General features: G+C 70.9%; 19 protein-coding genes and 1 pseudogene. 12 read left to right on the top strand and 8 right to left on the bottom strand.

What is annotated here, in order from left to right; genetic code table 11:
* Positions 1–22: 22 nt before the first annotated feature.
* From ACZ4UB_RS33630 to ACZ4UB_RS33615, 4 genes are read left to right on the top strand one after another with little or no spacing between them, the layout of a single operon-like run.
* Positions 23–1,636 carry an NERD domain-containing protein gene (locus ACZ4UB_RS33630; RefSeq protein ID WP_468076158.1) on the top strand — a complete coding sequence of 538 codons (1,614 nt, stop codon included), beginning with the start codon at positions 23–25 and terminating at the stop codon, positions 1,634–1,636.
* Position 1,637: 1 nt separating this feature from the next.
* Positions 1,638–4,796 (top strand): helicase-related protein, encoded by a 3,159-nt coding sequence (locus ACZ4UB_RS33625; protein ID WP_468076156.1) that lies wholly within the window; start codon positions 1,638–1,640, stop codon positions 4,794–4,796.
* Positions 4,793–6,688, top strand: a complete 1,896-nt coding sequence (gene drmB, locus ACZ4UB_RS33620) for a DrmB family protein (RefSeq protein ID WP_468076154.1) — start codon at positions 4,793–4,795, stop codon at positions 6,686–6,688. The genes ACZ4UB_RS33625 and drmB overlap by 4 nt, the downstream gene beginning before the upstream one ends.
* 44 nt (positions 6,689–6,732) lie before the next feature.
* Complete coding sequence (locus tag ACZ4UB_RS33615) at positions 6,733–7,785, top strand: DEAD/DEAH box helicase (protein ID WP_468076152.1); 1,053 nt, start codon at positions 6,733–6,735, stop codon at positions 7,783–7,785.
* Positions 7,786–7,806: 21 nt separating this feature from the next.
* On the opposite strand, the gene ACZ4UB_RS33610 is transcribed toward ACZ4UB_RS33615, so the two are convergent.
* Positions 7,807–8,202 (bottom strand): hypothetical protein, encoded by a 396-nt coding sequence (locus ACZ4UB_RS33610; RefSeq protein ID WP_468076150.1) that lies wholly within the window; start codon positions 8,200–8,202, stop codon positions 7,807–7,809.
* Between the two features lie 154 nt (positions 8,203–8,356).
* Here ACZ4UB_RS33610 and ACZ4UB_RS33605 point away from each other — a divergent pair, with 154 nt between their 5' ends.
* Positions 8,357–11,551 carry a tetratricopeptide repeat protein gene (locus ACZ4UB_RS33605; RefSeq protein ID WP_468076148.1) on the top strand — a complete coding sequence of 1,065 codons (3,195 nt, stop codon included), beginning with the start codon at positions 8,357–8,359 and terminating at the stop codon, positions 11,549–11,551.
* A gap of 74 nt (positions 11,552–11,625) precedes the next feature.
* On the opposite strand, the gene ACZ4UB_RS33600 is transcribed toward ACZ4UB_RS33605, so the two are convergent.
* The 3 genes and pseudogenes from ACZ4UB_RS33600 to ACZ4UB_RS33590 form a co-directional block, all read right to left on the bottom strand.
* Entirely contained in the window at positions 11,626–11,865 is a 240-nt protein-coding gene (locus ACZ4UB_RS33600) for a hypothetical protein (RefSeq protein ID WP_467966786.1), read from the bottom strand.
* 2 nt (positions 11,866–11,867) lie between these two features.
* Positions 11,868–12,749 (bottom strand): mycothiol conjugate amidase Mca, encoded by an 882-nt coding sequence (gene mca / locus ACZ4UB_RS33595; RefSeq protein ID WP_354379731.1) that lies wholly within the window; start codon positions 12,747–12,749, stop codon positions 11,868–11,870.
* Positions 12,750–12,819: 70 nt separating this feature from the next.
* Positions 12,820–13,232 (bottom strand): annotated as a pseudogene (locus tag ACZ4UB_RS33590) (RNA-guided endonuclease TnpB family protein); the annotation flags it as partial.
* A 78-nt stretch (positions 13,233–13,310) separates the two neighbouring features.
* Here ACZ4UB_RS33590 and ACZ4UB_RS33585 point away from each other — a divergent pair.
* Both ACZ4UB_RS33585 and greA read left to right on the top strand, forming a co-directional pair.
* Positions 13,311–13,727, top strand: a complete 417-nt coding sequence (locus ACZ4UB_RS33585; RefSeq protein WP_468076146.1) for a DUF4307 domain-containing protein — start codon at positions 13,311–13,313, stop codon at positions 13,725–13,727.
* A gap of 255 nt (positions 13,728–13,982) precedes the next feature.
* Positions 13,983–14,480, top strand: coding sequence for a transcription elongation factor GreA (greA, locus tag ACZ4UB_RS33580; protein WP_468076144.1), 498 nt, complete (start codon positions 13,983–13,985; stop codon positions 14,478–14,480).
* A 67-nt stretch (positions 14,481–14,547) separates the two neighbouring features.
* Here the strand turns inward: greA and ACZ4UB_RS33575 are convergent, their stop codons facing one another.
* The 3 genes from ACZ4UB_RS33575 to ilvA all read right to left on the bottom strand — a co-directional run bounded on the left by ACZ4UB_RS33575 (position 14,548) and on the right by ilvA (position 17,874).
* Entirely contained in the window at positions 14,548–15,405 is an 858-nt protein-coding gene (locus ACZ4UB_RS33575) for an ABC transporter permease (protein ID WP_467968947.1), read from the bottom strand.
* On the bottom strand, positions 15,402–16,442 hold the full coding sequence (locus ACZ4UB_RS33570) for an ATP-binding cassette domain-containing protein (protein WP_468076142.1): 1,041 nt from the start codon (positions 16,440–16,442) through the stop codon (positions 15,402–15,404). The genes ACZ4UB_RS33575 and ACZ4UB_RS33570 overlap by 4 nt, the downstream gene beginning before the upstream one ends.
* 199 nt (positions 16,443–16,641) lie before the next feature.
* The gene (ilvA, locus tag ACZ4UB_RS33565) at positions 16,642–17,874 is read right to left on the bottom strand and encodes a threonine ammonia-lyase (protein WP_354379736.1); all 1,233 of its coding nucleotides are present in this window, start codon (positions 17,872–17,874) and stop codon (positions 16,642–16,644) included.
* A gap of 259 nt (positions 17,875–18,133) precedes the next feature.
* Here ilvA and ACZ4UB_RS33560 point away from each other — a divergent pair, with 259 nt between their 5' ends.
* From ACZ4UB_RS33560 to ACZ4UB_RS33550, 3 genes are read left to right on the top strand one after another with little or no spacing between them, the layout of a single operon-like run.
* On the top strand, positions 18,134–18,655 hold the full coding sequence (locus ACZ4UB_RS33560; protein WP_354379737.1) for a MarR family winged helix-turn-helix transcriptional regulator: 522 nt from the start codon (positions 18,134–18,136) through the stop codon (positions 18,653–18,655).
* Between the two features lie 34 nt (positions 18,656–18,689).
* Complete coding sequence (locus tag ACZ4UB_RS33555; RefSeq protein WP_468076140.1) at positions 18,690–19,199, top strand: sigma factor-like helix-turn-helix DNA-binding protein; 510 nt, start codon at positions 18,690–18,692, stop codon at positions 19,197–19,199.
* Positions 19,199–19,450, top strand: coding sequence for a hypothetical protein (locus ACZ4UB_RS33550; protein WP_468076138.1), 252 nt, complete (start codon positions 19,199–19,201; stop codon positions 19,448–19,450). Before ACZ4UB_RS33555 ends, ACZ4UB_RS33550 begins: the two co-directional genes overlap by 1 nt.
* A 46-nt stretch (positions 19,451–19,496) precedes the next feature.
* Here ACZ4UB_RS33550 and ACZ4UB_RS33545 read toward each other — a convergent pair whose 3' ends face one another.
* The gene (locus ACZ4UB_RS33545) at positions 19,497–20,654 is read right to left on the bottom strand and encodes a cystathionine gamma-synthase (RefSeq protein WP_354379740.1); all 1,158 of its coding nucleotides are present in this window, start codon (positions 20,652–20,654) and stop codon (positions 19,497–19,499) included.
* Between the two features lie 95 nt (positions 20,655–20,749).
* Between ACZ4UB_RS33545 and ACZ4UB_RS33540 the strand changes: the two genes are divergently transcribed.
* Together ACZ4UB_RS33540 and ACZ4UB_RS33535 are read left to right on the top strand one after the other, a co-directional pair.
* On the top strand, positions 20,750–21,856 hold the full coding sequence (locus ACZ4UB_RS33540; RefSeq protein ID WP_468076136.1) for a hypothetical protein: 1,107 nt from the start codon (positions 20,750–20,752) through the stop codon (positions 21,854–21,856).
* Positions 21,857–21,922: 66 nt separating this feature from the next.
* Entirely contained in the window at positions 21,923–23,017 is a 1,095-nt protein-coding gene (locus tag ACZ4UB_RS33535) for a hypothetical protein (protein ID WP_468076134.1), read from the top strand.
* The last annotated feature ends 198 nt before the right edge of the window (positions 23,018–23,215 follow it).

Here is a 23,215-nt window from a genome sequence, read left to right as displayed (position 1 = left end):
GCGTGACGGTGGGGGAGAGTTGATGCGGATCATCCCGAGCGAGATCTCGAGCAGCACGAGGAGTCGGGCCGAACGCAGTGTGTTCACAGCGCTGAAGGCGTTACCCGACCGACAGAGCGTCGCGCTGCACTCGGTCCATCTCGGCCGCCACGGCACCAAGCGTGTGGGCGAGATCGACTTCGTCGTCATCACTCCCGACATCCTCCTCTTCATCGAGGTCAAGGGCGGCCGGGTCGTCCAGAAGGACGGGAAGTGGTACTACGGTCCGGCCGGTCAGGAGGACGGGCCGAGGGAGAGCCCCTTCGCTCAGGCCAGCGGTGGTATGCACGCGTTCGAGCGAAAGCTCGGCACACTCGTCGGCGACCTCAGGGCTCTGGGAGTCCCCAGCGGATACCTCGTGATCACCACGGACGTCGACCTGGACGTCACCACGGAGTTCGAGGCCGAGCAGTACCTGGGAGGCACTGCCTACGACGGCGGCCGTGGTCTCGCGCAAGGAATCGAGCGGGCCACCCGCTTCTGGCTGGGCCGCAGCAGGGGGGCACGTACGCCCATCCCTGGCGATGTCCGTCGGAGGATGCTCGACGCGATCCGCCCGGACTTCGACCTCGTACCCAATCTGCAGTCACGACTGACCGATCTGGACGTCGCGTTCGAGCGCCTCACGAACGAACAGATGGACCGGTTGGATGAGTTGGAATCCAACCCACGCCTCATCTGGACCGGTGGCGCCGGTACGGGAAAGACCTTCCTCGCCGCCGAAGCGGCCCGCCGCAAGTCCGCCGTGGGCAACGTGCTGTTCACCTGCGCGAGCGACACCCTGGCCAGACACATGGTCGGCGTCCTCACGGACGATGCGATCACGGTCCTTCCCTTCGAGCGGCTGAACGAGGTCTCACTCCAGTCCTTCGACCACCTGATCGTGGACGAGGCCCAGGATCTGATGACCTACGACAATCTCGACGTCCTGGAGAAACTGGTCTCGGGCGGCCTCGAGCACGGCCGCTGGATCTTCATGCTGGATCAGAACAACCAGGTGCTGGCGCCGGACGCCTACAGCTCGGATGCCTGGGAATACCTGCGCTCGCTGGGCTCCGTGTACGGACCCATGAAGCGCAACTGCCGCAACACCGTGCAGATCGTCAGGCAGGTCCAGCTCTTCACCGGTGCCGACCTGGGCACCGCCTCTGCCGGCGAGGGTGAACCTGCCCGGTTCGTCTATCCGCAGGGTGCCTCCCACGAGGCCGAGCTGCTCGACACCTACGTGGACGAACTGGTTCAACAGGACGTCTCGCTGCGAGACATCACGCTGCTTTCCGCGTCCGGCGACTGGGAGACGAGCTCCGCACGTCTGTCACGACGCGCGGCCAAGATACAGCGCTTCACCGATGTCGTCGGCTCAGGACGTGCCAGGCAGCGGCTCACCTGGTCGTCCATCCCCGATTTCAAGGGCCATGAGAGCAACATCCTCTGCCTGATCGATCTCGAACCTGAGCACCTGGAAGGCCGGCTGGATGCGATCTACGTCGCCTGGACCAGGGCGCGCGCCCAGCTCTGGGTCTCGTGCGGCCCGGACGTCCGGAAGAAGCTGAAGACCCTGGCTGCGGACGCAGTGCACCAGAAGCGGGGGGCCTGAGATGGCCGCCGTCTCAGCGCGACTCGCCACCCATCGCGACGAGTACGTGGGCTACCTGCACCGACAACTGGTCGGCCCCCGGCCGGACGACGAGGAGACCCTCGTCGACCCGCCCGACCGGCGCTACCTCATGGGCACGCTGTATCCGCGCGGAACCTCCATGTTGGAGCACATGGAGGAGGAGGGCGAGGAGGCCTTCGGCGAAGCAGCGGCCGGCAGTGGGGAGGAGGACGGCTTCGCCGAGGATCCCGTGGCGGAGGCGAATGCCTGGCTCCCCTCCTCCCTCGGCTTCTCCTTCTTCACCGACGCCCGCCGGATCGAGGTCTCCTGCGGGGCCTCCCGCTACTTGACGCTCCGCGAAGGCGGACGCCGGAGCTGGCAGAGGCAACCACGTCTCTCCACGACGAAGACCGTCGACCTCGGTATGCCGACACCGATTTCCTGTCTGGACGGGCACGGCCGCCTCCACGTCCGGTGGCGAGCATTCGGCAACGGCCATCTCGTCACCTGCGTGCTGGCCAACGACCATCGCGAGGAGGAGAGCCCGCACAAGGACCGGGACCTGATGCTCTTCCAGGTGGAGCTCCGGGCGACGACCGAGGACGGCACCGTCCTCGAATACCCGAGCACTCGTCTGAACAGCCGTGACGAGGAGGAGCAGGAGCTCCGCGTCCAGTACCGACACATCGTCAACAGGGCCGTCGGACACGGGTGTGCCGTCGACTGGGACGAAGGCTCCGACCCGGTGACCACCGTGCGGGCACAGGTCATGCCCCAGCAGGTGGTCGAGCACATCAGACCTGACGGACCCCGGGACCTCCCGGTGCTCAACCTCGCCCACCTGTCGAGGCCGGAACTCGCTCTGGACGAGCTCCGATCCGGTCTGCACTCCTTCGTCCTCGGATATCGCAAGTGGTTCGAGACCCAACAGTCGGAGGCCGACTCCCTCCGGCCATGGGCCACCGCGCCCGCCGGGCGCATCCTCGACAGGATCGGGACCACGCTCGACCGCCTGACCTCCGGTGTGGAGGCCCTGACCGCGTCGACGCCGGTCGCGGCAAAGGCGCGCGAGGCATTCCGCCTGGCGAATCGGGCCATGGCCCTCCAGATGTTGCACAGCATCCCGGAGCTGGCGGGGAGCCGTCGCCGCAGGGACAGCGAGCTGGTCGAGCTCACAGAACCGCCCGACCATCACGCATGGCATCCGTTCCAGCTCGCCTACTTCCTGCTCGTCGTCGAGAGTCTGATGAACCCCGGGCACGAGGACCGGCGCACGGTCGACCTCATCTGGTTCCCCACCGGTGGTGGCAAGACCGAGGCCTATCTGCTCACCGCCTGCTTCGAGATCCTCCTGCGTCGGCTCCGGTTCGGCGCACAGGGCGGCGGCACAGCCGTACTCAGCCGCTACACCCTGAGCCTGCTGACCACCCAGCAGTTCCAGCGCACCGCCACGGCGATTTGTGCCCTCGAATACATCAGGTCCGGGAAGGATCATCAACCGACTTCGGATCTGGGCGACGAGCCCATCTCGATCGGACTGTGGGTCGGCCAGGAGACGACTCCGAACAAGACCGCCGTCGCGGAGACGGAGCTCGACGCCCTGAAACAGATGAACGAGCCCGATGATCGGTTCCTGCTGGAAAGGTGCCCCTGGTGCGGCACCGAAATCGTTCCGGAACGGGGCGGGCGGGAGAGGGACTTCGGCATTCGGGCCGATGGGGTCGACACCTCGTTCTTCTGCCCTCGTGGCAGCTGCGACTTCCACGAGCGACTTCCGGTGGCGGTCGTGGACCAGGAGATCTACAAGAACCCTCCGACCTTCGTGCTCGGCACGGTCGACAAGTTCGCACGGCTGGCGTGGGAACCCGAGGCGGGGCGCCTCTTCGGTGCACACGGCAGGCTCGCACCCTCGCTGGTGATCCAGGACGAGTTGCATCTCCTTTCCGGCCCCCTGGGGACGACGGTGGGCCTCTACGAGTCGGCCGTCCTCGAACTGTGCGGCTGGAGCGGCGTCCCACCGAAGGTCATCGCCTCGACAGCGACCATCCGCCGTTCGGAGGACCAGATCCGGGGCCTCTACGGCCGCCCCGTACATCTCTTCCCCCCGGCAGGGCTCAGGGCGGGTCATTCGTACTTCGCCTCACCCGACAAGGAGAAGCCCGGACGTCTGTACGTCGGTGTCATGGCACAGGGGCATACGGCTTCGACGGCGACCGTCCATGTGGGTGCTGCGGGGTTGCAGGCGCCTATGGAACTCGGTGCCGACGAGGTTCTGCGCGATGCGTACTGGACCATGGTGGCCTACCACAACAGCCTGCGGGAGCTCGGCAGGACCGTCACGATCGCAAGGGACGACATCCCCGCGCGTCTCGAACATCTGACGAAGGATGATTCCCGACGTCGCGACCTGGGCGACGGCTCCGTGGTCGAGCTCACCAGCAACGTCCCGCGAGCCGACCAACCACGGCTCCTCGAACGCCTGGGGAAGAGGTTCAAGGACCCGGGCAGTGTCTCCTTCCTCGCCACGACCAACATGCTCTCCGTGGGCGTGGACGTGCCACGGCTCGGGCTCATGGTCATGAACGGCCAGCCCAAGACCACATCGGAGTACATTCAGGCCACCAGCCGTGTCGGCCGACGCGACGTGCCCGGACTGATCGTCGCCCTGTTCCGCTCGAGCAAACCACGCGACCGTTCCCACTACGAATCGTTCGGTGTCTACCATCGTTCGCTCTATCGGCATGTCGAGCCCACGAGCGTGACGCCGTGGTCCCTGCCCTCCCGCGGCCGGGCCCTCCATGCGGTGCTCACCATTCTCATGCGGCACGGCGCCGGCCTCAATGCGGAGAACCAGGCCGGAGAGATTCTCGACCACCCGGACGCCGTCGCGCGGGTCCGGAGACTTGTGATGGATCACGTGCGACGTGCCGATCCCGACGAGGTCGAGGCGACGGCCAGAGACCTGGATGTCCTGATCGAGGAATGGACGGAGGAGGCGACGGTCGCACGGGGCGAGGGCCAGCGCCTCTACTACAAGTCCCAGGGGAGGACACAGAGCGCGCTCCTCACCGATTTCGGCAAGCAGGAAGGTCGGTGGCCGACGCCGCAATCGATGCGCAACGTCGACCGCGAATGCCTCATCGTCGTCAGGGGAGCATGAACAGCATGAAGGATGTCCGTCGTAAGGTCCGCAGGACGCAGACCATCGTCCCCTTCGGCGTCGGCGGGATCATCGACCTCCGTGGCGAATCGTTCGTGGCTGCCGACATCCGCAGCTGGTCCAAGAATGCCGAACGGGTCGAATCACCGCGGCTCGCCGCGAAACTGCGCGTCGAGGATTTCCGCTCCGCCCCTGTCATCCCCTCCGGAAAGGCCGCCTTCGCCTCCCGCAGCGGCCCGTCGTACGTGCGCTTCCCCAAGTGGCTGTTCTGCCCCCAGTGCAGAAAAATGGAGCTCTGGCAGGCGATCCGCGAGGAGAAGGGCAAGCATCCCGTGTGCGGGAGCTGCGCCAGCAAGCCCCAGACGGCCCCGATGCGTTTCATCCAGATCTGCCGCGCGGGCCATATGGCCGACATCGACTGGCGCCGATGGGCACATTCACAGAGCCAGAGCCATGCCCAACGCCAATGCCAGGTGAGTCGGCTCCGATTCGTCGCCAGCCCCGAGTCCTCCGGCCTCGAGGCGCTGAAGGTCACCTGCGTCGTCTGTCTGGCCGGCCGTAGCCTGGCCGGGATCAGTCGGAAGAACGTCCTCAAGCAGTTGCAGAGGAGGTGTCCCGGCACCCACCCCTGGCACAACGGGGATGAAGCAGACGCCTGCGAGGAGACTCCACAGGTGGTGCAGCGCGGCGCCTCCAATGTCTACTTCCCGGTCACGCACTCGGCGATCGACATCCCTGCGCCTGCGGATCTTCATGAGGACGACGAAGACGAAAGCGTGCAGTCGGTCGTCGACCACAAGCTCTGGCCAGATCTCGTCAGCGCCCCTGACGGCCCGTTCGCCGACCAGTTGACGCAGCTCATCGCCGGGCAGTGCAACGTCGACCCGGAGTTCGTGCGATCGGTCTGCCGCCGCGCAACCGATCAGGCCGCCTCGACGCCCTTGTTCGACCCGGCCGACGACCTGAGTATCGCCGAGTGGGCGGCGTTCTCCGTCCCGGAGTCCGTAGCCGGCTCGAAGACGTTCTCCGTGCGTCGGACGGTTCTCAAGATCGACCACACGGCTCCTCGCTCGATGCGGGAACTGGACTCGACCATCTCTGCCGTGGTCGTAGCCGAGCGGGTACGCGAAGTCCGCGTGCTGGAGGGGTTCTCCCGCTACGAGCCCACGCCCGACGAGGACGGCGAGGGCGGCCGACTCGTATCGGTCAACACGGCTCGCCGGGCCAAGTGGCTCCCCGCCGTGGAGACCTACGGCGAGGGGATCTTCATCGCCGTGGACGAGGACCGCCTGACTGCCTGGGAAAGCCTTCCGTCGGTACGTGAGTGGACGCGCCGGATCGAGCAAGATCTGGACGCCTCCTTCAAGGTCGACCGGTTGAGGGCCAAGTCGGGCCCGGTGCTCCTCCCGCGGTTCGTGATGCTGCACACCCTGGCCCACCACTTCATCCGGCAGCTCTCCTACGACAGCGGGTACAACGCCGCCTCGCTCCGGGAACGTGTCTATGCCAGGAGCCATTCACCGGGCAGTGGGCATCCGCCGCAAGCAGGTGTGTTCGTCTACACGGCTGCCGGGGACGCCGAGGGGACTCTGGGCGGGCTCGTCCGTCAGGGCCGTCCCCCGTACCTCGCCGAGACCTTGATCCGTCTGCTCGAATCGGCCCAATGGTGTTCCCAGGACCCGTTGTGCGCGGATTCGACCGGGCGTTCGTTGGCGAATCTCAACCGTGCCGCCTGCCATGCGTGCACCCTTCTCCCCGAGACCTGCTGCGAGATCGACAATTCCATCCTGGACAGGACTTTGCTCATCGGCGACGGCGAGGTCCCGGGCTTCTTCCAGGAAGCTCTCCGCGCCGCGCAGGAGGAATCGGTCGAGACCGTGGTCCTTTCGTGAGGATCCCGTCCCTCCTGGAGCTCGGGATCGCTCAGCAGAAGGTCATGGAACTGCCCTTCCAGGGACGCCACATCGTCACGGGACCGCCCGGCGGCGGCAAGACCGTGGCAGCCGTCTATCGCGCCTGGGCCCTGGCGACCGCAGGGCGTGACGTCGTCCTCATCACGCGCTTCAACCTGCTGCATCAACATCTCTCACAGCTGGCACCGAACCTCACCGAAGCCGTCGTCGTCACCACCTGCAGAGGTTGGATCGGAGACCTCTGGCGCACACGCTTCGGCACCGATCCTCCGACGTCCGAGGAGGACGATCGGCGCCCCGACTGGGTCGGGATGCAGCGCCAATGCATCCTCCGGAGCGTGCGGACGACCGCGCATCTGGTGATCGACGAAGGGCAGAACCTCCCGCTCGGGTTCTACCGGATGTGCCGTGTCCTCGGCGTCGATGTCACGGTCTTCGCGGACGAATACGAACGCATCGGCGACGAACAGAGCTCGCTGTCCGAGATACGACGGACGCTCGACGCACCGGACGAGCCTCTCGTCATGCCGGAGAACCGGAGGAACAGTCGGGAGATCGCGATGCTGGCGGCCGAGTTCCGCGTCGATACCCGTACGGAGATCCCGCTACCGACGCGCATCGGCCCGACCCCGGTCGTGATGAGGATTCCCTCCCTCGCCCATCTCGTCATCGGGATGTCCCAGTACTTCAACGCCCACCGGGACCGGACCATCGGAATCATCTGCAGGTCGACCTTCCTCGTACGGGACATCCAGAGCCGGCTCACCGGCGTGGGGTTGGCCGCCCAGACACAGGCCTACGTGCACGACGACCGTCACAGGCGGACGATCGACTTCTCGACACGTCCCATCAGGATCGTGACCACGGCCAGCATGAAGGGGCTCGAGTTCGACAGCGTCTTCGTGCCGGATCTGGACTCCTATACCGATGACCCGACCGGTCTGGAGGCCCGCCTGCGCCTCCTGGTGCTCTGCACCCGCGCGCGCGAGGATCTCCACCTGGCCCATCGGGGCCCGCAGGAGCCGGCGATCCTGTCGACCGTTCCGGAATCCCTGCTGGCCCGTCACCAGGCCTGACGAGGCCGCCGTGTCCGGAGGTCATCGCCGCAGCAGCGGGGTCAGGCCCTTCACAGCCAGGCGTCGCGGGTGGTGGTGCACTGGGAAGCGGGGGGCCTCGCGGGTCGCGCCCTCCTCGGCCCTGCCCTCGGCCGGTGGGTCCAGGAGGTCCACGAGGGCGGGGCACGCCTCGTGGAAGAGGGTTTCGGTGGAGACCACCTCGCGGGGCAGGTCGAGGAACGCGTTCAGGTGGGCGGCCGCGTCCTCGGCCCCGCGGCCGGCGCGCAGCCGGGCCGCCTCCGTGCGGTCGTTCGCGGCCGGGGGTTCGTAGCGGACGGTGAAGCCGGTGCGGGTGGCGGGCGGGGCGGGGGACGGGGCGGTGCAGCCGGTCAGCAGGATCGTCGCGACCGCGGTCGCCGCCCTCACGCGTCGTTCCATGCACGTGATTCTCGGTCATCGGCGGAGTCGACGGGTCGTCAATTCGGTGGCGAAGAGCGGCCGATAGCTCTGAACTCGCTCAGATTCTCTCGCGCTCGGGCCCACCGCGAAGGACACTTGGGGCTCGTGCCGGGCTCTTCGGAGGAGGATGCGGATGCGGGTCAGCCATCGCAATGAGGCCGAGCGTCTGCTGGAACGGGCCGTCGACGAGGAGTCGTCGCGGTCCGGAACGGCCGGGGACAAGGCCGCGCTGCTCGCGCGGGGGCGGGAGGCCCTAGACGCGCTGGCCGCCAGCGCCGCCGAGGAGTACGCGGCGTACGTGAGCGCCCTGGACGAGGCCGCCGCCGGGGAGCATTCGCTGCGCGAGGCGTTCCGGCGGCAGAGCGCCTCGACGGCGGTACTGGCCTGCACGGTGGCGGCGGCGGCCGCCTTCGGGATGGACATGGCGCTCGACACGGCGCCGGCGACGGCGGCGGCCACGGGGGCCGCCGCACTGGTCGCGGGCGCCCTCGCGACCGTCGCGAAGGTGACCGGCACCCACCTGCCCGCGGCCAGCCGCCGGGCCGGCGCCCTGGGCCAGCCGGGCGGCCCCGAGCAGCTGAAGCTCCAGTGGCTGTCGGCGCTGGAGGTGCGGGGCATCCGCCCCTTCCTGGCGCAGCAGCGGCAGGTGACGACGGCCGCGCGGACCCAACGGCCGCCCCGCGCGCCTCAGTTGCGCGGGGCGGACCGCAGCGCCGAGGCGCGCCAGCGACGGGTGCTGGAGCAGTCCTTCGGGCAACTGCCGGACCCGGTCGGCGCGTTCACCGGTCGACGCGCGGAGATCGGACAGATCGCGCAGTGGGTGCAGGCGGCGCGGGCCAGTACGCAGACCCGCCCGGTGGTCGTCGTGCTGCACGGCGAGCCGGGCGTGGGGCGCACGGCGCTCGCGGTGCGGGCGGCGCACCACCTGCGGGACCAGTACCGGGGCGCCTGCGTGGTGGCGCTCAGCGGGAGCGGCGGGAGCGGCGCCAGCGGCAGCGGCGGCGAGGCGGCGCTGCCGACCCGGGAGGCGCTGCTGCACCTGCTGAACCGGTTGGGCGCGCCGCGCGAGCAGCTGCTCTTCCGGGAGCGCTCCTCGGCGGACCAACAGGTGCGCCGACTGACGGAGTTGTACCACCAGCACCTCCAGGGCATGCCGGTCACGGTGGTGCTGGACGACGCCGCGGACGCGGCGCAGGTGCGCACGCTGGTGCCGGAGCGTTCGGACAGCCTGGTCCTGGTGACCGCGCGGGAGGCGCTGGAGCTGCCCGCGGACACACCGGCGTGGGTGCACCACCTGGCGGTGGAGCGCCTCGGCGCGGCGGAGTCCGCGGAGGTGGTGCGGGCGGGCGCGGAGGCGGCCGGCGTCGGGCCGCACACGGACGAGGTGACGGCGGGGCTGCTGGGGCTCGGAGCGGGGCTGCCGCTGGCGCTGCGCGTACTGGCCCCGCTGGGCGGCGTACGGGCCGGCGAAGGGGGGCTGCTGGACCGGTCGCTGGAGCTGGCGTACGTACGGCTGCCCGAGGACCGGCGGCGCCTGCTGCGGCGGCTCGCGCTGGCCGGGCGGGCCTCGCTGGGCGCGGCCGCGGCCGCGGCGCTGATCGGGGCCGACCGGGCGGAGGCGGTCCGGCTGCTGCGGGAGCTGGCGAAGGCGGGGCTGCTGGACCACGTGCGCGGGGAGCGGTACCGGATGCACGACGCGGTGCGCGCCTTCGCGGCGGCCCGGTTGGCGGCGGACGAGGAGCGGGCTTCGGCGACGGCGGCGCACGAGCGGCTGATCCGGAACTACGCGCAGCTCGCGGACTCGGTGATCCGGATGGTCGACGGGAAGACCTCGACCCGGGCGAACCACTTCGACGGGCACGGCTTCGCCTCCCTGGACGCGGCGCTGAACTGGCTGGAGGAGGAGTCGAGCTTCATCACCTCGGCGCTGCGGCAGTCGGAGGGGGTGGACCAGCAGGCGGTGCTGGACCTGCTGGGGGCGCTGTGCGACTTCTGCCTGCTGCGCGGGGACCTCTACCGCCTCGGCGAGATCAACGAACTGGCGCAGGCGGTGAACCAGGGCCGGCTGGTGCGCTCGGTGCAGTGGCGCACGGGCATCGCGGCCCGCCAGCTCGGTGAGCTGGACAAGGCGCGCACGACGCTGACGTCGGTGGTGGACCAGTACATGGAGGCGCACCAGGAGGCGGGCGCGGCGATGGCGCTGGTCTCGCTGGGGATCACCCTGCACCACCAGGGGAACCTCCCGGAGGCCGCGGCGCGGATCCGGCAGGCGATCGCGCTCCAGGAGCCGCCGGAGCTGGCGGGCGACCGCGCGTGGGCGCTGCACGCGCTGGCGGCGGTGGAGCGGGACCGGGCGCACCTGGCCGAGGCGCTGGCGCTGCTGGAGCGCTCGCTGGTGCTGCACCGGGAGAACGAGAGCGTGCACGGCGAGGCGTGGGCGCACTTCCAGCTGGGGCAGGTGTGCCTGCGGATGGACGACGTGCCGCGCGCGGAGGCGGAGCTGCGGCTCGCGCTGGAGCTGTACGGGCGCACGCACGACGCCCGCGGCGAGGCGTGGGCGCTGACCCAGCTCGGGCGGGCCCGGGTGGTGGACGGCGAGCCGGCGGCGGCGGTCGAGCAGCTGCGCGAGGCGCTGGCCCGGCACCGGGAGGCGGAGGACGCGCGCGGCGAGGCGTGGACGCTGTACTACCTGGGGCAGGCGCTGGAGGAGAACGGGGAGCGCGATCCCGCGGTGCGCGAGCTGGAGCGGGCGCGGACGATGTTCTCGCGGATGCGGGACGTGTACGGGCTGGCGTGCGCGCGCCACCATTCGGGGCGGGTGACCCGGGACCAGCGCGCGGCCCAGACCGGCAACCTGCGCAACTCCGGCTTCGCCCGGCAGCTGCTGGTGGACGCCCGGGCGGACTTCCGGCGGATCGGGCTGGCCCACGGGGAGGGCTGGACCTGCCTGGAGCTGGCCGTGGTGGACGCGGGCAACGGGCGCCTCGCCCAGGCGGTCGGGCTGTGCGAGGAGGCGGGGCGGCTGTTCGCCTCGTACGGGGACCTGCGCGGCGGGGACTGGGCGCGCTTCCTGCGGTGCACGATGCTGGCGTACGCGACCCCGGGCCCCGAGGGCCTGGCGGCGGCCCGCGCGGAGCTGGCCGCCCTGGCGGCGGAGCCGCACCCGGCGCGGGACGGGAAGCTGGAGGACTGCCTGGAGCCGTACGGGCTGATCCTGGCGCGCGGGGTGGACCCGGCGGAGGGCTGGCAGGCGTGGCGGCTGTCGATGGTCCCGGACCGGCACTCGCGGGAGATCATGGGCGTCGCGGTCCCGGCGCCCTCGGCGTAGCCGCGGGGCGCTCGCGCGGGCGCGCGGAACCCGCCGCACCGCCCCCTGCGGGACGGGCGGCGGGCGCGCGGTGCCTAGGAGGCCCGCGGGGCCTCGGTCGCCGTGGTGGCGGGTCCGGCCGCGGCGGGGTCGGGGGCCTCTTCGAAGCTCACCCGCCCCATGTGGCGGTTCATCGACTTCATCAGGAACCACACGCCGACGGCGAGGGCCGCGAACACGAGGAAGCCGAGGAGGCCGGGGGTCACCTTGTTCTTGTCGAAGGTGTCACCCGCCAGCGGGAGGAGCTGGGTCAGTGCTGCCTGCGTAGCGCTCATAGCTACGCATTCTCCCGGATGCCCGCGAAGAGGTCGGACTCGGGGAGGGAAGTGTCGACGAGCGACTTCGCCAGCTCGTACTCCTCCGTGGGCCAGACCTCCTTCTGGACGTCCATGGGCACGCGGAACCAGCCGCCGTCCGGGTCGATCTGCGTGGCGTGCGCGATGAGGGCCTTGTCGCGGATCTCGAAGAACTCCGCGCACGGCACGTGCGTGGTCAGCGTCCGCTCGGTGCGCTCGAACTCCTTCCAGCGCTCCAGCCACTCCCCGTAGGGGGACTCCATGCCGCGCGCGAGGAGGGCCTCGTGCAGGGCGACGGTGCGCGGCTTGTTGAAGCCCTGGTTGTAGTAGAGCTTGAGCGGCTGGTACGCCGGCCCGAACTCGTCCTCCGGGTACTTCTCGGTGTCGGCCGCGCCCTCGAACGCCACCATGGAGATCTGGTGGGTCATGATGTGGTCGGGGTGCGGGTAGCCGCCGTTCTCGTCGTAGGTGGTGATGACCTGCGGCCGGAAGCCGCGGATCTTCTTCACCAGCTCGCCGGCGGCCTCGTCGACGTCCGCGAGCGCGAAGCAGCCCTCGGGCAGCGGCGGCAGCGGGTCGCCCTCGGGCAGGCCGGAGTCCACGTAGCCGAGCCATTCCTGCTCGATGCCGAGGATCTCGCGGGCCTCGTCCATCTCCTTGGCGCGCACCTCGTGGATGTGCTCCTCGATGTACTTGTCGCCCTGGAGCTTGGGGTTCAGGACCGAGCCGCGCTCGCCCCCGGTGCAGGTCACGACCAGTACGGGCACCCCTTCGGACACGTACTTGGCCATGGTGGCCGCGCCCTTGCTCGACTCGTCGTCGGGGTGCGCGTGGACGGCCATCAGTCGAAGCTGCTCGGTCAAGACAGGATCCTCTTTGGGTCGGGCGTGGCCTTCTATATTGACTCCTCCCCCTCAGCAAGCGTCTTGCGAGGGGTATTCCTGGCTCACGCTGCGCGGTGGACCGGCGGTCCAACGGGTCTTACGCGATCAGCGCCAACCGGGTCGAGACCAGCCCGGACGAGCATCACGCGCGCGGAGTTCCGGTCCCTCGGAGAGGCCGCTCCGCACGCATCGCAGGTATACGTGCGTTCCGACAACGGTAGTGCGTGCTTGGCTCTTCGCGGACGCGATCGCCGCGTCGGCCGCCTTGCGGGCCATGGCCGTCTTGGCGAGGAACTTCGGGCGGAAGTCCTCCACCGCGATCCGGTCGAAGTCGGCCGTTACCCGTTTGGCCCACTTACGGGCCGTGTCCTGACGCTGCCGGGCGGCCTTCTCGTCCACCTTCGCAGCCTGCCCGCGCGAGCGGCGCGCGGGAACCCCGATTCCGCTCCCGTCTGAAGGGCGTGGGATCCTCCAATGGTCAGGCGGCCGAATCGCGGACCGGAAGGGTCCGCCCGGCGAACCCTTGCGAGAGGAACGATCATGAGCGCGGTGCGCGAGGGACTGCCCGAGGGCCGGTACGGCCGGTCGGCGGACGAGCGGACCGACCGCAAGCTCAAGATCGTGGGCGGGGTGCTCGGGGCGGTGCTGCTGGGCGTGGTCGGCTGGATCGGCTGGGACTACGTCGGCGGGCAGAGCGTCAGCGGGGAGATCATCAAGTTCCAGGTGGTCTCGGACTCCGAGGTGCAGGTGCACCTGGAGGTCCGCAAGGACGCCTCCGTCACCGGGATCTGCACGCTCAGCTCGCAGGACAAGGAGCACGGCGAGGTCGGCCGGGCGGACTACACCTTCGACCAGGCGTCGAGCCGGGTCGACCAGATGCTGACGCTGAAGACCACCGGCCGCGCCACGATGATCGAGCTGATCGGCTGCCAGCCGGCCGAGGGCGACAAGCACTAGGGACGCGCGGGACGCGCCCGGGCCGCCGTACGGGCCTCACGGCCGTCCGAGCCTTACGGGCCGCCGTACGGCCGTCTTGCGGGCCGCCGTACGGGTGATCATGGGGTGGCCGCAGGACCGTGCTCCCGGGCCCTGACGCAGTTCACACAGTTGGTGTCCTCCCTCTTTTCTTCCCGAATTGTTAGGCTCGTGGTTTCGCCCATTGCCGGCGACTTTGTTGTCCCCCTAGTCCCCCTGTACCGACGAGGAGCACCTGTGACCCAGACGAGCGAGAACGTCACCTGGCTGACCCAGGCGGCGTACGACCAGCTGAAGGCCGAGCTGGACTACCTCTCTGGTCCCGCACGCACGGAGATCGCGGTCAAGATCGCAGCCGCCCGCGAGGAGGGCGATCTGCGCGAGAACGGCGGTTACCACGCGGCCAAGGAGGAGCAGGGCAAGATGGAGCTGCGCGTCCGCCAGCTCACGCAGCTCCTGGAGAAGGCCAAGGTCGGCACCGCGCCCGCGTCCGACGGCGTGGTCGCGCCCGGCACCCTCGTGACGATCGCCTTCGACGGCGACCCGGACGACACGCTGGAGTTCCTGCTCGCCTCCCGCGAGTACGCCTCCTCGGACTTCGAGACCTACTCGCCCCAGTCCCCGCTGGGCTCGGGCGTGATGGGCAAGGCGATCGGCGAGGACGCCGAGTACGAGCTGCCGAACGGCAAGAAGGCCCTGGTCAAGATCCTGGCCGTGACGCCGTTCAACGGCTGACCCCTCGGGTCGCGCACGCCGAAGGGCCCCCGCCGGACACGTTCCGGCGGGGGCCCTTGCGCATGCCCTACGCGGTCGCCGAGCGGTACTTGCGGACCGCCAGGGTCCGGAAGACCACGATGATCACGACGGACCACAGGACGGACGCCAGGATCGGGTGCTGCATCGGCCAGGCGGCCGGGGCCTCGTAGCCGGGCGGCAGGTTCCCGAAGAGCTTGCGGGCGGCCTGGACGGTCGCGCTGAAGGGGTTCCACTCGGCGATGTGCCGCAGGAAGGTCGGCATGTTGTCGGAGGGGACGAACGCGTTGGAGATGAAGGTCAGCGGGAAGAGCCAGATCAACCCGCCCGAGGTGGCCGCCTCCGGGGTCCGCACCGAGAGCCCGATGAGCGCCCCGATCCAGGAGAAGGCGTAGCCGAGCAGGAGCAGCAGGGCGAAGCCCGCCAGCACCTTGCCCAGGTTCTCGTGGGTGCGCCAGCCGACGATCACCGCCACGATCGCCAGCACCACGATGGTCAGGGCCGTCTGCACCAGGTCGGCCAGGGTGCGCCCGGTGAGCACCGCGCCGCGCGCCATGGGCAGCGAGCGGAAGCGGTCGATGAGGCCCTTGTGCATGTCGTCCGCGATGCCCGCGCCGGCGCCGGCGGTGGCGAAGGTGACGGTCTGGGCGAAGATGCCGGCCATCAGGAACTCGCGGTAGGCGGCGGGCGAGGTGTTGCCGCCGACGCTGATGGAGCCGCCGAAGACGTAGCTGAACAGCACCACGAACATGACCGGCTGGATGACCCCGAAGATGATCATTTCGGGAATCCTGGACATCCGGATCAGATTGCGCTTGGCGATCACCAACGAGTCGTTGATCGACTGGACGATGCCGCCGCGGGGGCGCGGCGCGGCCAGCTCGGGCGTGCGGGAGGTGATGCTCACTTGACCTCCTCCTTCCGCGCCTTGGCGGCCTTGCCGCTCCTACTGCCCCGGCCGCCCTTGGCGGCGCCGGGGTCCGCCTCGGCGTCCTCCTCCGCCAGCTCGGCGGCGTGGCCGGTCAGCGAGATGAAGACGTCGTCGAGGGTCGGGCGGCGCAGGCCGATGTCGTCGATCTCGATGCCCCGGCCGTCCAGTTCGCGGATGACCTCGGCGAGCAGCTTGGCGCCGCCCGTGACGGGCACGGTGAGCTTGCGGGTGTGGTCCTCGACGGTCGTCTCGCCCTTGCCGAAGGCGGCGAGGACCTCGCGGGCGGTGGCGATGTGCTCGCGCTCGTGCACGACCACCTCGACGCGCTCGCCGCCGGTCCGCGCCTTGAGCTGGTCGGAGGTGCCGCGGGCGATGACCCGGCCGTGGTCGACCACGCAGATGTCGTGGGCGAGGTGGTCGGCCTCTTCGAGGTACTGGGTGGTGAGCAGCAGGGTGGTGCCGCCCGCCACGAGCTCCTGGATGATCCCCCACAGCTGCTGGCGGTTGCGCGGGTCCAGGCCGGTGGTCGGCTCGTCCATGAACATCACGGGCGGGCTGACGACCAGGGCGGCCGCGAGGTCGAGGCGCCGGCGCATGCCGCCGGAGTAGGTCTTGGCGGTGCGGTCCGCGGCGTCGCCGAGGTTGAAGCGTTCGAGCAGTTCGGCGGCCCGCGCCTTCGCCGCCCTGCCGCTCATCTGGTAGAGCTGGCCGACCATCTGGAGGTTCTCGCGGCCGGTGAGGTACTCGTCGACCGCGGCGAACTGACCGGACAGGCCGATCGCGCGGCGCACCTCGTTGGGGTGCTTGAGGACGTCGATGCCGGCGACGACGGCCTTGCCGCTGTCGGGTTGGAGGAGGGTGGTCAGGACGCGCACGGTGGTGGTCTTGCCCGCCCCGTTGGGGCCGAGCAGACCCAGGACGGTGCCTTCGGGGACATCGAGGTCCACCCCGTCCAGAGCCCGTACGTCACCGAAGGTCTTGACCAGACCTTCGGCGTAGATGGCGCCTGGCATATGGATTCTCCTAGCAAAAAGGATGTTTCCTACGCAAATCCTAGGGTCGCCAGGCCGACCTCGCCCGGCCGAACGGGTGACCCCGCGGAGACCGGGCACACGCTATCGCGTCATATCGCGATGCGCAGCCGTATGGACCGATCGAACGAACGAACATCGGGCGATCGAACGAACATCGGGCGATCGGCGTGCTCGCCCCTCAGCCCATGACCTTGTACCCCGCGCCGTGCAGCGACCGCGCGACCTCCGCGCAGTGCTCCGGCCCCTTGGTCTCCAGGTGCAGCTCCACCTCCACCTCCGTGAGCCCGAGCCGCGGGTCGGTCCGTACGTGGCTCACGTCCAACACGTTCGCATCCACCACTGACAACACCCCCAGCAGACCGGCCAGTGCCCCCGGCCGGTCCGTCACGCGCAGCCGCAGCGACAGGTACCGCCCCGCGGCCGCCATGCCGTGCCGCAGGATCCGCTGGAGCAGCAGCGGGTCCACGTTGCCGCCGGACAGCACCGCGACCACCGGGCCGTCGCCGTACCGCTCGGGCTCGCTCATCAGGGCGGCGACCGGACTGCAACCCGCCGGCTCCACCACGAGCTTGGCCCGCTCCATGCAGAGCAGCAGCGCGCTGGAGAGCGCGTCCTCCGACACCGTACGCACGTCGTCGAGGAGTTCGCCGATGATTTTGAAGGGGACGTCGCCCGGGCGCCCGACCTTGATGCCGTCGGCCATCGTGGTCGGGGCGTCGATGGAGACGGGGTGGCCGACCTTGAGCGAGGGCGGGTAGGCGGCCGCGCCCGCCGCCTGGACGCCGACGACCCGCACGTCGGGGCGCAGCGCCTTGACGGCGACCGCGATGCCCGCGGCCAGGCCGCCGCCGCCGATGCCGACGACGATCGTGCGGACCTCGGGGCACTGCTCCAGGATCTCCAGGCCCACCGTGCCCTGGCCCGCGATGACGTCGCGGTGGTCGAAGGGGTGGATGAAGACGGCGCCGGTGCGGTCCGCGTAGTCCTGGGCGGCCGCGAGGGTCTCGTCGACGACCTGCCCGTGCATGCGCACCTCGGCGCCGTACTCGCGGGTCGCGGCGACCTTGGGCAGCGGGGCGCCGACCGGCATGAAGACGGTGGAGCGGACGCCGAGCAGCGAGGAGGCGAGGGCGACGCCCTGCGCGTGGTTGCCGGCGCTGGCCGCCACGACGCCGGCGGCGCGCTGCTCGGGGCGCAGGCAGGAGATCCGGACGTAGGCCCCGCGCAGCTTGAAGGAGCCGGTGCGCTGGAGGTTCTCGCACTTGAAGTGGACCGGGGCGCCGACCAGCGAGGTGAGGTGCCGGCTGCCTTCCATGGCGGTCACCCGCGAGACGCCGGACAGCATCTTCTGGGCCCCCCGGACGTCGTCGAGGATGACCTGGGGGACGGGCTCCGGCACGCGGTAGTTCATGGCTCCCAGTCTCGCAGTTGTGCGGGAGCCAGGCGCGGGCCGTCCGCGGGGCGGACAGCTCGCGGACGGCCCACGGACGGCCCGCGTCCCGGATCCGGGGCGGGGGCGAAATCTCGCCATCCGAGACCCGTACGGAGGGCGTCGCGTCCCCGTCCCCGTCCCGCCGTACCAGTTCTCGCACGAGGCGTACGAGCCGCAGCGCAGCCGCGTACTCTGTCCCCCATCCTTGTCGGCCCCCATGCGAAGAGAGCCCACGGCCATGCCTTCCACTCCGGCCAATTCCGACCTCCCGGCGGCGCCGGACGCGCCCGCCGGGGCGGGTCTCCTGGACGCGCTCCAGCATCAGGTGGCGGTCTTCGCCCGGCGGGCGGAGCAGACCCGCCTCGGCGGGGTCGGCCAGGCCCGCAACTCGATGGACCGCGCCGCGTACCTGCTGCTGAACCGCCTCGACCTGGAAGGCCCGATGGGGGTCAAGGCGCTCGCGAGCGGCATGGGCATCGACTCCTCCACCGTGACCCGCCAGGTCGCGCCGCTGGTCGACACGGGCCTGGTCAAGCGCACCTCGCACCCGGAGGACGGGCGCGCGGTGGTCCTCGCGCTGTCCCCGCGCGGGCTGGCGCGGCTGGAGGAGGTCCGCTCCTCGCGGCGCGAGCTGATGTCCCGGGTCACGGAGGGCTGGTCGCCGCAGGAGCGCGAGGCCTTCACCTCGCTCCTCACCCGTTTCAACCTCTCGCTGTCAGAACTCATGGCGGCGGTCGCCGAGGGCGGTCCGACCTCTTGACCAGGGTGGTCCGACTGCCCGCACTATGTGGGTTGTGGACCACCAATCGGCTGACGGACGCGGGGAGTTCGCCGGACTCCCCGCCTCCCGCACGCGCTCCCATCCGGAGTTCGAGGCCTTCGTCGCGGGTGCGGCGGGCCGGCTCCTGCACGTCGCCGTCCTGCTGACCGCCGAGCCGCAGGGCGCGGCGCCGCTGGCCCGGCGGCTGCTGTCGGGCGCGTTGGCGCGTACGTTCGCGGACTGGCGGCGGCTGCGCGGGGACGACCCGTACGCCGCCACCCGCGCCGAACTGTGCGCCGCCTTCGCCCGCTCCGCCTGGCGCCATCACGGGCGCCCGCGGCCGGACGCGGGGGTGCTCGCCCGGCTGAGTCCGCAGGAACGTCTCGTCGTGGTCCTGCGGGTGTACGAGGGCGTGGCCGAGGAACAGACGGCCGCGCTGCTCGGGATCCCCGCGGACCGGGTGCGGGCGGTGTGCCACCGTGCGATGACCGCACTGCGGGCGGCCGCCGCAGCGGGTCCGCCGCCGCCCGGGCGGGTCGCGTGATGGGCGCGCCCGACCGCAAGGAGGCCGAGGTCCGGCGGCTGCTGGAGGGCCCGCACCCGGTGGTGCCGGTGGACCTCGCGGCCGTCGCCGCCGCCCGCGGCACGCGGCTGCTGCGGCGGCGCCGGGCGCTGCGCCGCTCGGGGTGGGCCGTGGTGTTCGCGCTGGCGGTCGCCTTCGCGGTGTGGGCCTCGCTCGCGCACCCGTGGGAGATACCGCCGACGGACGTGGCCCCGCCCCTGCGGGGCTGGTAGCCACGTCCGTCGTGGTACCACCTGGCGACCGTCTCCCGGTCGGTGGTTAGCCGAGCGCCTGGGTCAGGTCCGCGATCAGGTCGTCGGCGGCCTCGATGCCCACCGACAGCCGGACCAGGTCGCCCGGGACCTCCAGGGCCGAGCCCACCACCGAGGCGTGGGTCATCCGGCCCGGGTGCTCGATCAGGGACTCGACGCCGCCCAGGGACTCGCCCAGGGTGAAGAGCTTGGCGCGGTTGCAGACCTCGACCGCCGCCTCCTCGCCGCCGACGACCTGGAAGGAGATCATGCCGCCGAAGGACTTCATCTGCTTCGCGGCGATCTCGTGGCCCGGGTGGTCCGGCAGGCCCGGGTACAGGACCTTGGAGACCTTCGCGTGGCGGGTCAGCATGTCGGCGACGCGCGTGGCGTTCTCCGAGTGCCGGTCCATGCGGACGGCCAGCGTCTTGATGCCGCGCAGCACGATCCAGGAGTCGAACGGACCGGCCACCGCGCCCATCGCGTTCTGGTGGTAGGCCAGTTCCTCGCCGAGGGCGGCGTCGGCCGTGATCAGCGCACCGCCGACGACGTCCGAGTGGCCGCCCATGTACTTGGTGAGGGAGTGCAGGACCACGTCCGCGCCGAGCGCGAGGGGCTGCTGGAGGTAGGGGGACGCGAAGGTGTTGTCCACGACGAGCTTGGCGCCCGCCGCCCGCGCGATGCCGGCGATCATCGCGATGTCCGTGATGCCGAGGAGCGGGTTGGAGGGGGTCTCGACCCAGATGACCTTGGTCTTCGGGGTGATGGCCGCCTGGACCGCCGCCGCGTCGGAGGTGTCGGCCACCGACCAGTCGACGCCCCAGCGGGAGACGACCTTGGCGAAGAGGCGGAAGGTGCCGCCGTACGCGTCGTTCGGGATGACCACGTGGTCGCCCGGCGAGAGCAGCGTGCGCAGCAGGCAGTCCTCGGCCGCCAGGCCCGAGGCGAAGGCCAGGCCGCGGCTGCCGCCCTCCAGCGCCGCCAGGTTCTCCTCCAGCGCGGTACGGGTCGGGTTCGCGCTGCGGCTGTACTCGTAGCCGCCGCGCAGGCCGCCGACGCCGTCCTGCTTGTACGTGGAGACCTGGTAGATCGGGGGCACGACCGCGCCGGTCAGGGGGTCCGCCTTGTTCCCCGCGTGGATGGCACGGGTTTCGAAGCTCTGGTGCTCGTGGCTGTCGTCGCTCATGAGCAGAGCCTAAGCGCTGTTCGGGGTGAACCGGCTGGTGGCCGGGGGCACCCCTCATTCGCGTCCGGAGGCGTGCGTCTGGTTCGCTTGGGTGCATGGAGATTCTGTGGTTCCTGATCGCGATCGGCATGCTCATCGCCGTCGTCGGGCCGTACGTGCGGCGCCGGCGCTCCGGCGTCCGCCTCGTCGCGGCCGGCAACCCCGACGCCGCCGACCCCGCCGAATACGGCTTCGCCCGGCAGGAGGAGCTCGACATCCGGATCCCCGGACCCGACCAGGACCTGATGGACGCCCTCGGCAACGTCGAGCGCAGCGGCCAGTGGCAGGCGGCGTCCATGCTGCTCGCGGGCACCCCGCGCGACGGCGAGGTGCGCTGGCAGCGCGTGCAGGCCTTCGCCGGGGCGGCCGCGCTGGACCTGGCGCAGCGGCCGGGCATCGGTGCGCCGTGGTTGAAGGCGTGGCGGCTGGAGGCCCCGAAGGACGCGGGCGGCGCGCAGGTGCACGCCGAGCTGCTGGTCCAGCAGGCGTGGCGGCAGTCGGGCGGCGTGGGTTCGACGGACCACAGGATCATCCTGGAGGAGGCCCGTACGGCGATCGCCGGCAGCGCGCCGCTGGCCCCCGGCGACCCCGTCCCCTACATCACCGAGTTGGCCGTCGCCCGTGGACTGGGTTATTCCGAGGCCGAGTTCGACGCCCTGTGGGCGAAGATCATCGACCGGGCGCCGCAGCACATGGGCGCGCACCTGGCGGCGCTGCACTACTGGTGCGAGAAGTGGCACGGCTCCCGCGAGAAGGCCGACGCCTTCACGCACGCCGCGGCCGCGCGCGCCCCGCAGGGCTCGCTGCTCGCCGCGCTGCCGCTGTTCGCGGTGTACGAGCACCTGCCGGAGTTCACGACCGTGCAGAGCTTCTACCAGAGCGCCGTGGTCACCCGGGCCGTGGAGGGCGCCCTGTACGCCGTGCACTCGGCCCGCGCCGACGATCCGATGCTGGCGCACGTCCGTCACCTGCTGATCCTGTTCCTGGTCAACGGCGAGCGGTGGGCCGAGGCGATGGAGCAAGTGCGGCACGTCGACGGGTACGTTGGCGCCCTGCCGTGGTCGCACAACGCGGATCCGGCGGCGCAGTACGCGGTCTACCGGGCGCTGGCCGTGGCGGGCTACGAGGCGAACGGCGGCTCCCCGTCGACCCTGCCGCGCTGACCCGCACCGGATCCACCTGCGCTTATAAGGTTGCTATAAGCGCAGTTCAGGCCGCATGATCCGGCCGTGAACCTCGTACTCGTCCTCCTCATGCTCCTCGTCCCGCTCGGTGTCGTCGTGTACCTCGCCCGCACCAAGGGCAAGCCGGCCGGCCCGCGGGCCGAGCGCTGGATACGCACGCAGTACGACCCGGCCGCCTTCGGCCTCGTCCCCCGCGAGCAGCTCGACCCCAGCCGCGGCGGCCCCGTCCTCGATCCCGACGCGCGGGCGCGGGCCCAGGAGGTCGCCGACGCGGCCTGGGACGGGGACTGGCGGGTGGCCGCCGCGTACTGCGAGGCCGCCGGGCGGGACTGGGACGAGCGGTGGTCGCGGATCGAGCTGCTCATCCAGATCGCCGAGAGCGACGACCGCTGGCTGAACGACTGGCGCGGCGCCCAGCCCGACAACGGCGACGCGGGCACGGTGTACGCCCAGGTGCTCCTGCACCGCGCCTGGGAGATCCGCGGCACCGAGTACGCGAACAAGGTCCCGGCCGAGCGGATGCGGCAGTTCAAGGAGCTGCTCCCGGCCGCCATGGCCGCGGCCCAGCAGGCCGCGGACCGCGCCCCGCACGACCCGGGCCCCTGGGTCGTGATGGTCACGGCGGCGCGCGGGATGCAGTACTCGCACAGCCAGTTCGCCGAGCTGTGGCGCAACCTCCAGCTGCGCGCCCCGCACCACGGGCCCGCGCACTGGCAGGCGTTGCAGTACTGGTGCGACAAGTGGTTCGGCTCCGACACGCTGATGTTCGACTTCGCCGTGCGCGCCGTCGGGACCTCCCCCGCCGGCAGCACCCTGGCGGGGCTGTACCTGCACGCCCTCGACGAGGTCGAGAAGCGCGGCGGGCTGCGCGGGACCCGGGCGGACAAGCACGTCAAGGCCCGGCTGGAGGACGTGGCCCGGCGCCTGGACACCGTGCCGGAGACCCGCGAGGGCCTGGCGCGACTGCGCCACAAGCTCGCCCACCACCTGCTGGCCGCGGGGATGGACCGGGAGGCGCTGGAGCAGTTCCGGCGGATCGGCCCCTACTGCGGCGCCGCCCCCTGGTCCCAGGACGACGCGGGCGCGTCGGCCGCCTTCGACCACGCGCGCGGGCGCGCGGCGTACGGCTCACGGGCCTGAGCGGCCCGATGCCCTAGGGGTCTTGGGGGCCTGAAGGGCCTGAGGCCCTAGAGGCCCCAGAGGCCCGTGGGACCCCAGGGGTACCCCGACGCCGCCCCGCGGCCGACGGACCCTGCATACTTTGCTCTCTCTTGAGGCGCCCGCGGTGCCCGCGCCGACTCCTGCGCACCCGCGACGACCGCCTCGCACACACAGGTC

The sequence above is a fragment of the Streptomyces sp. NPDC028419 genome (genome assembly GCF_055565515.1).
Note: the sequence above shows the minus strand (reverse complement) of the source record. Positions and strands in the feature narration are given on the sequence as shown.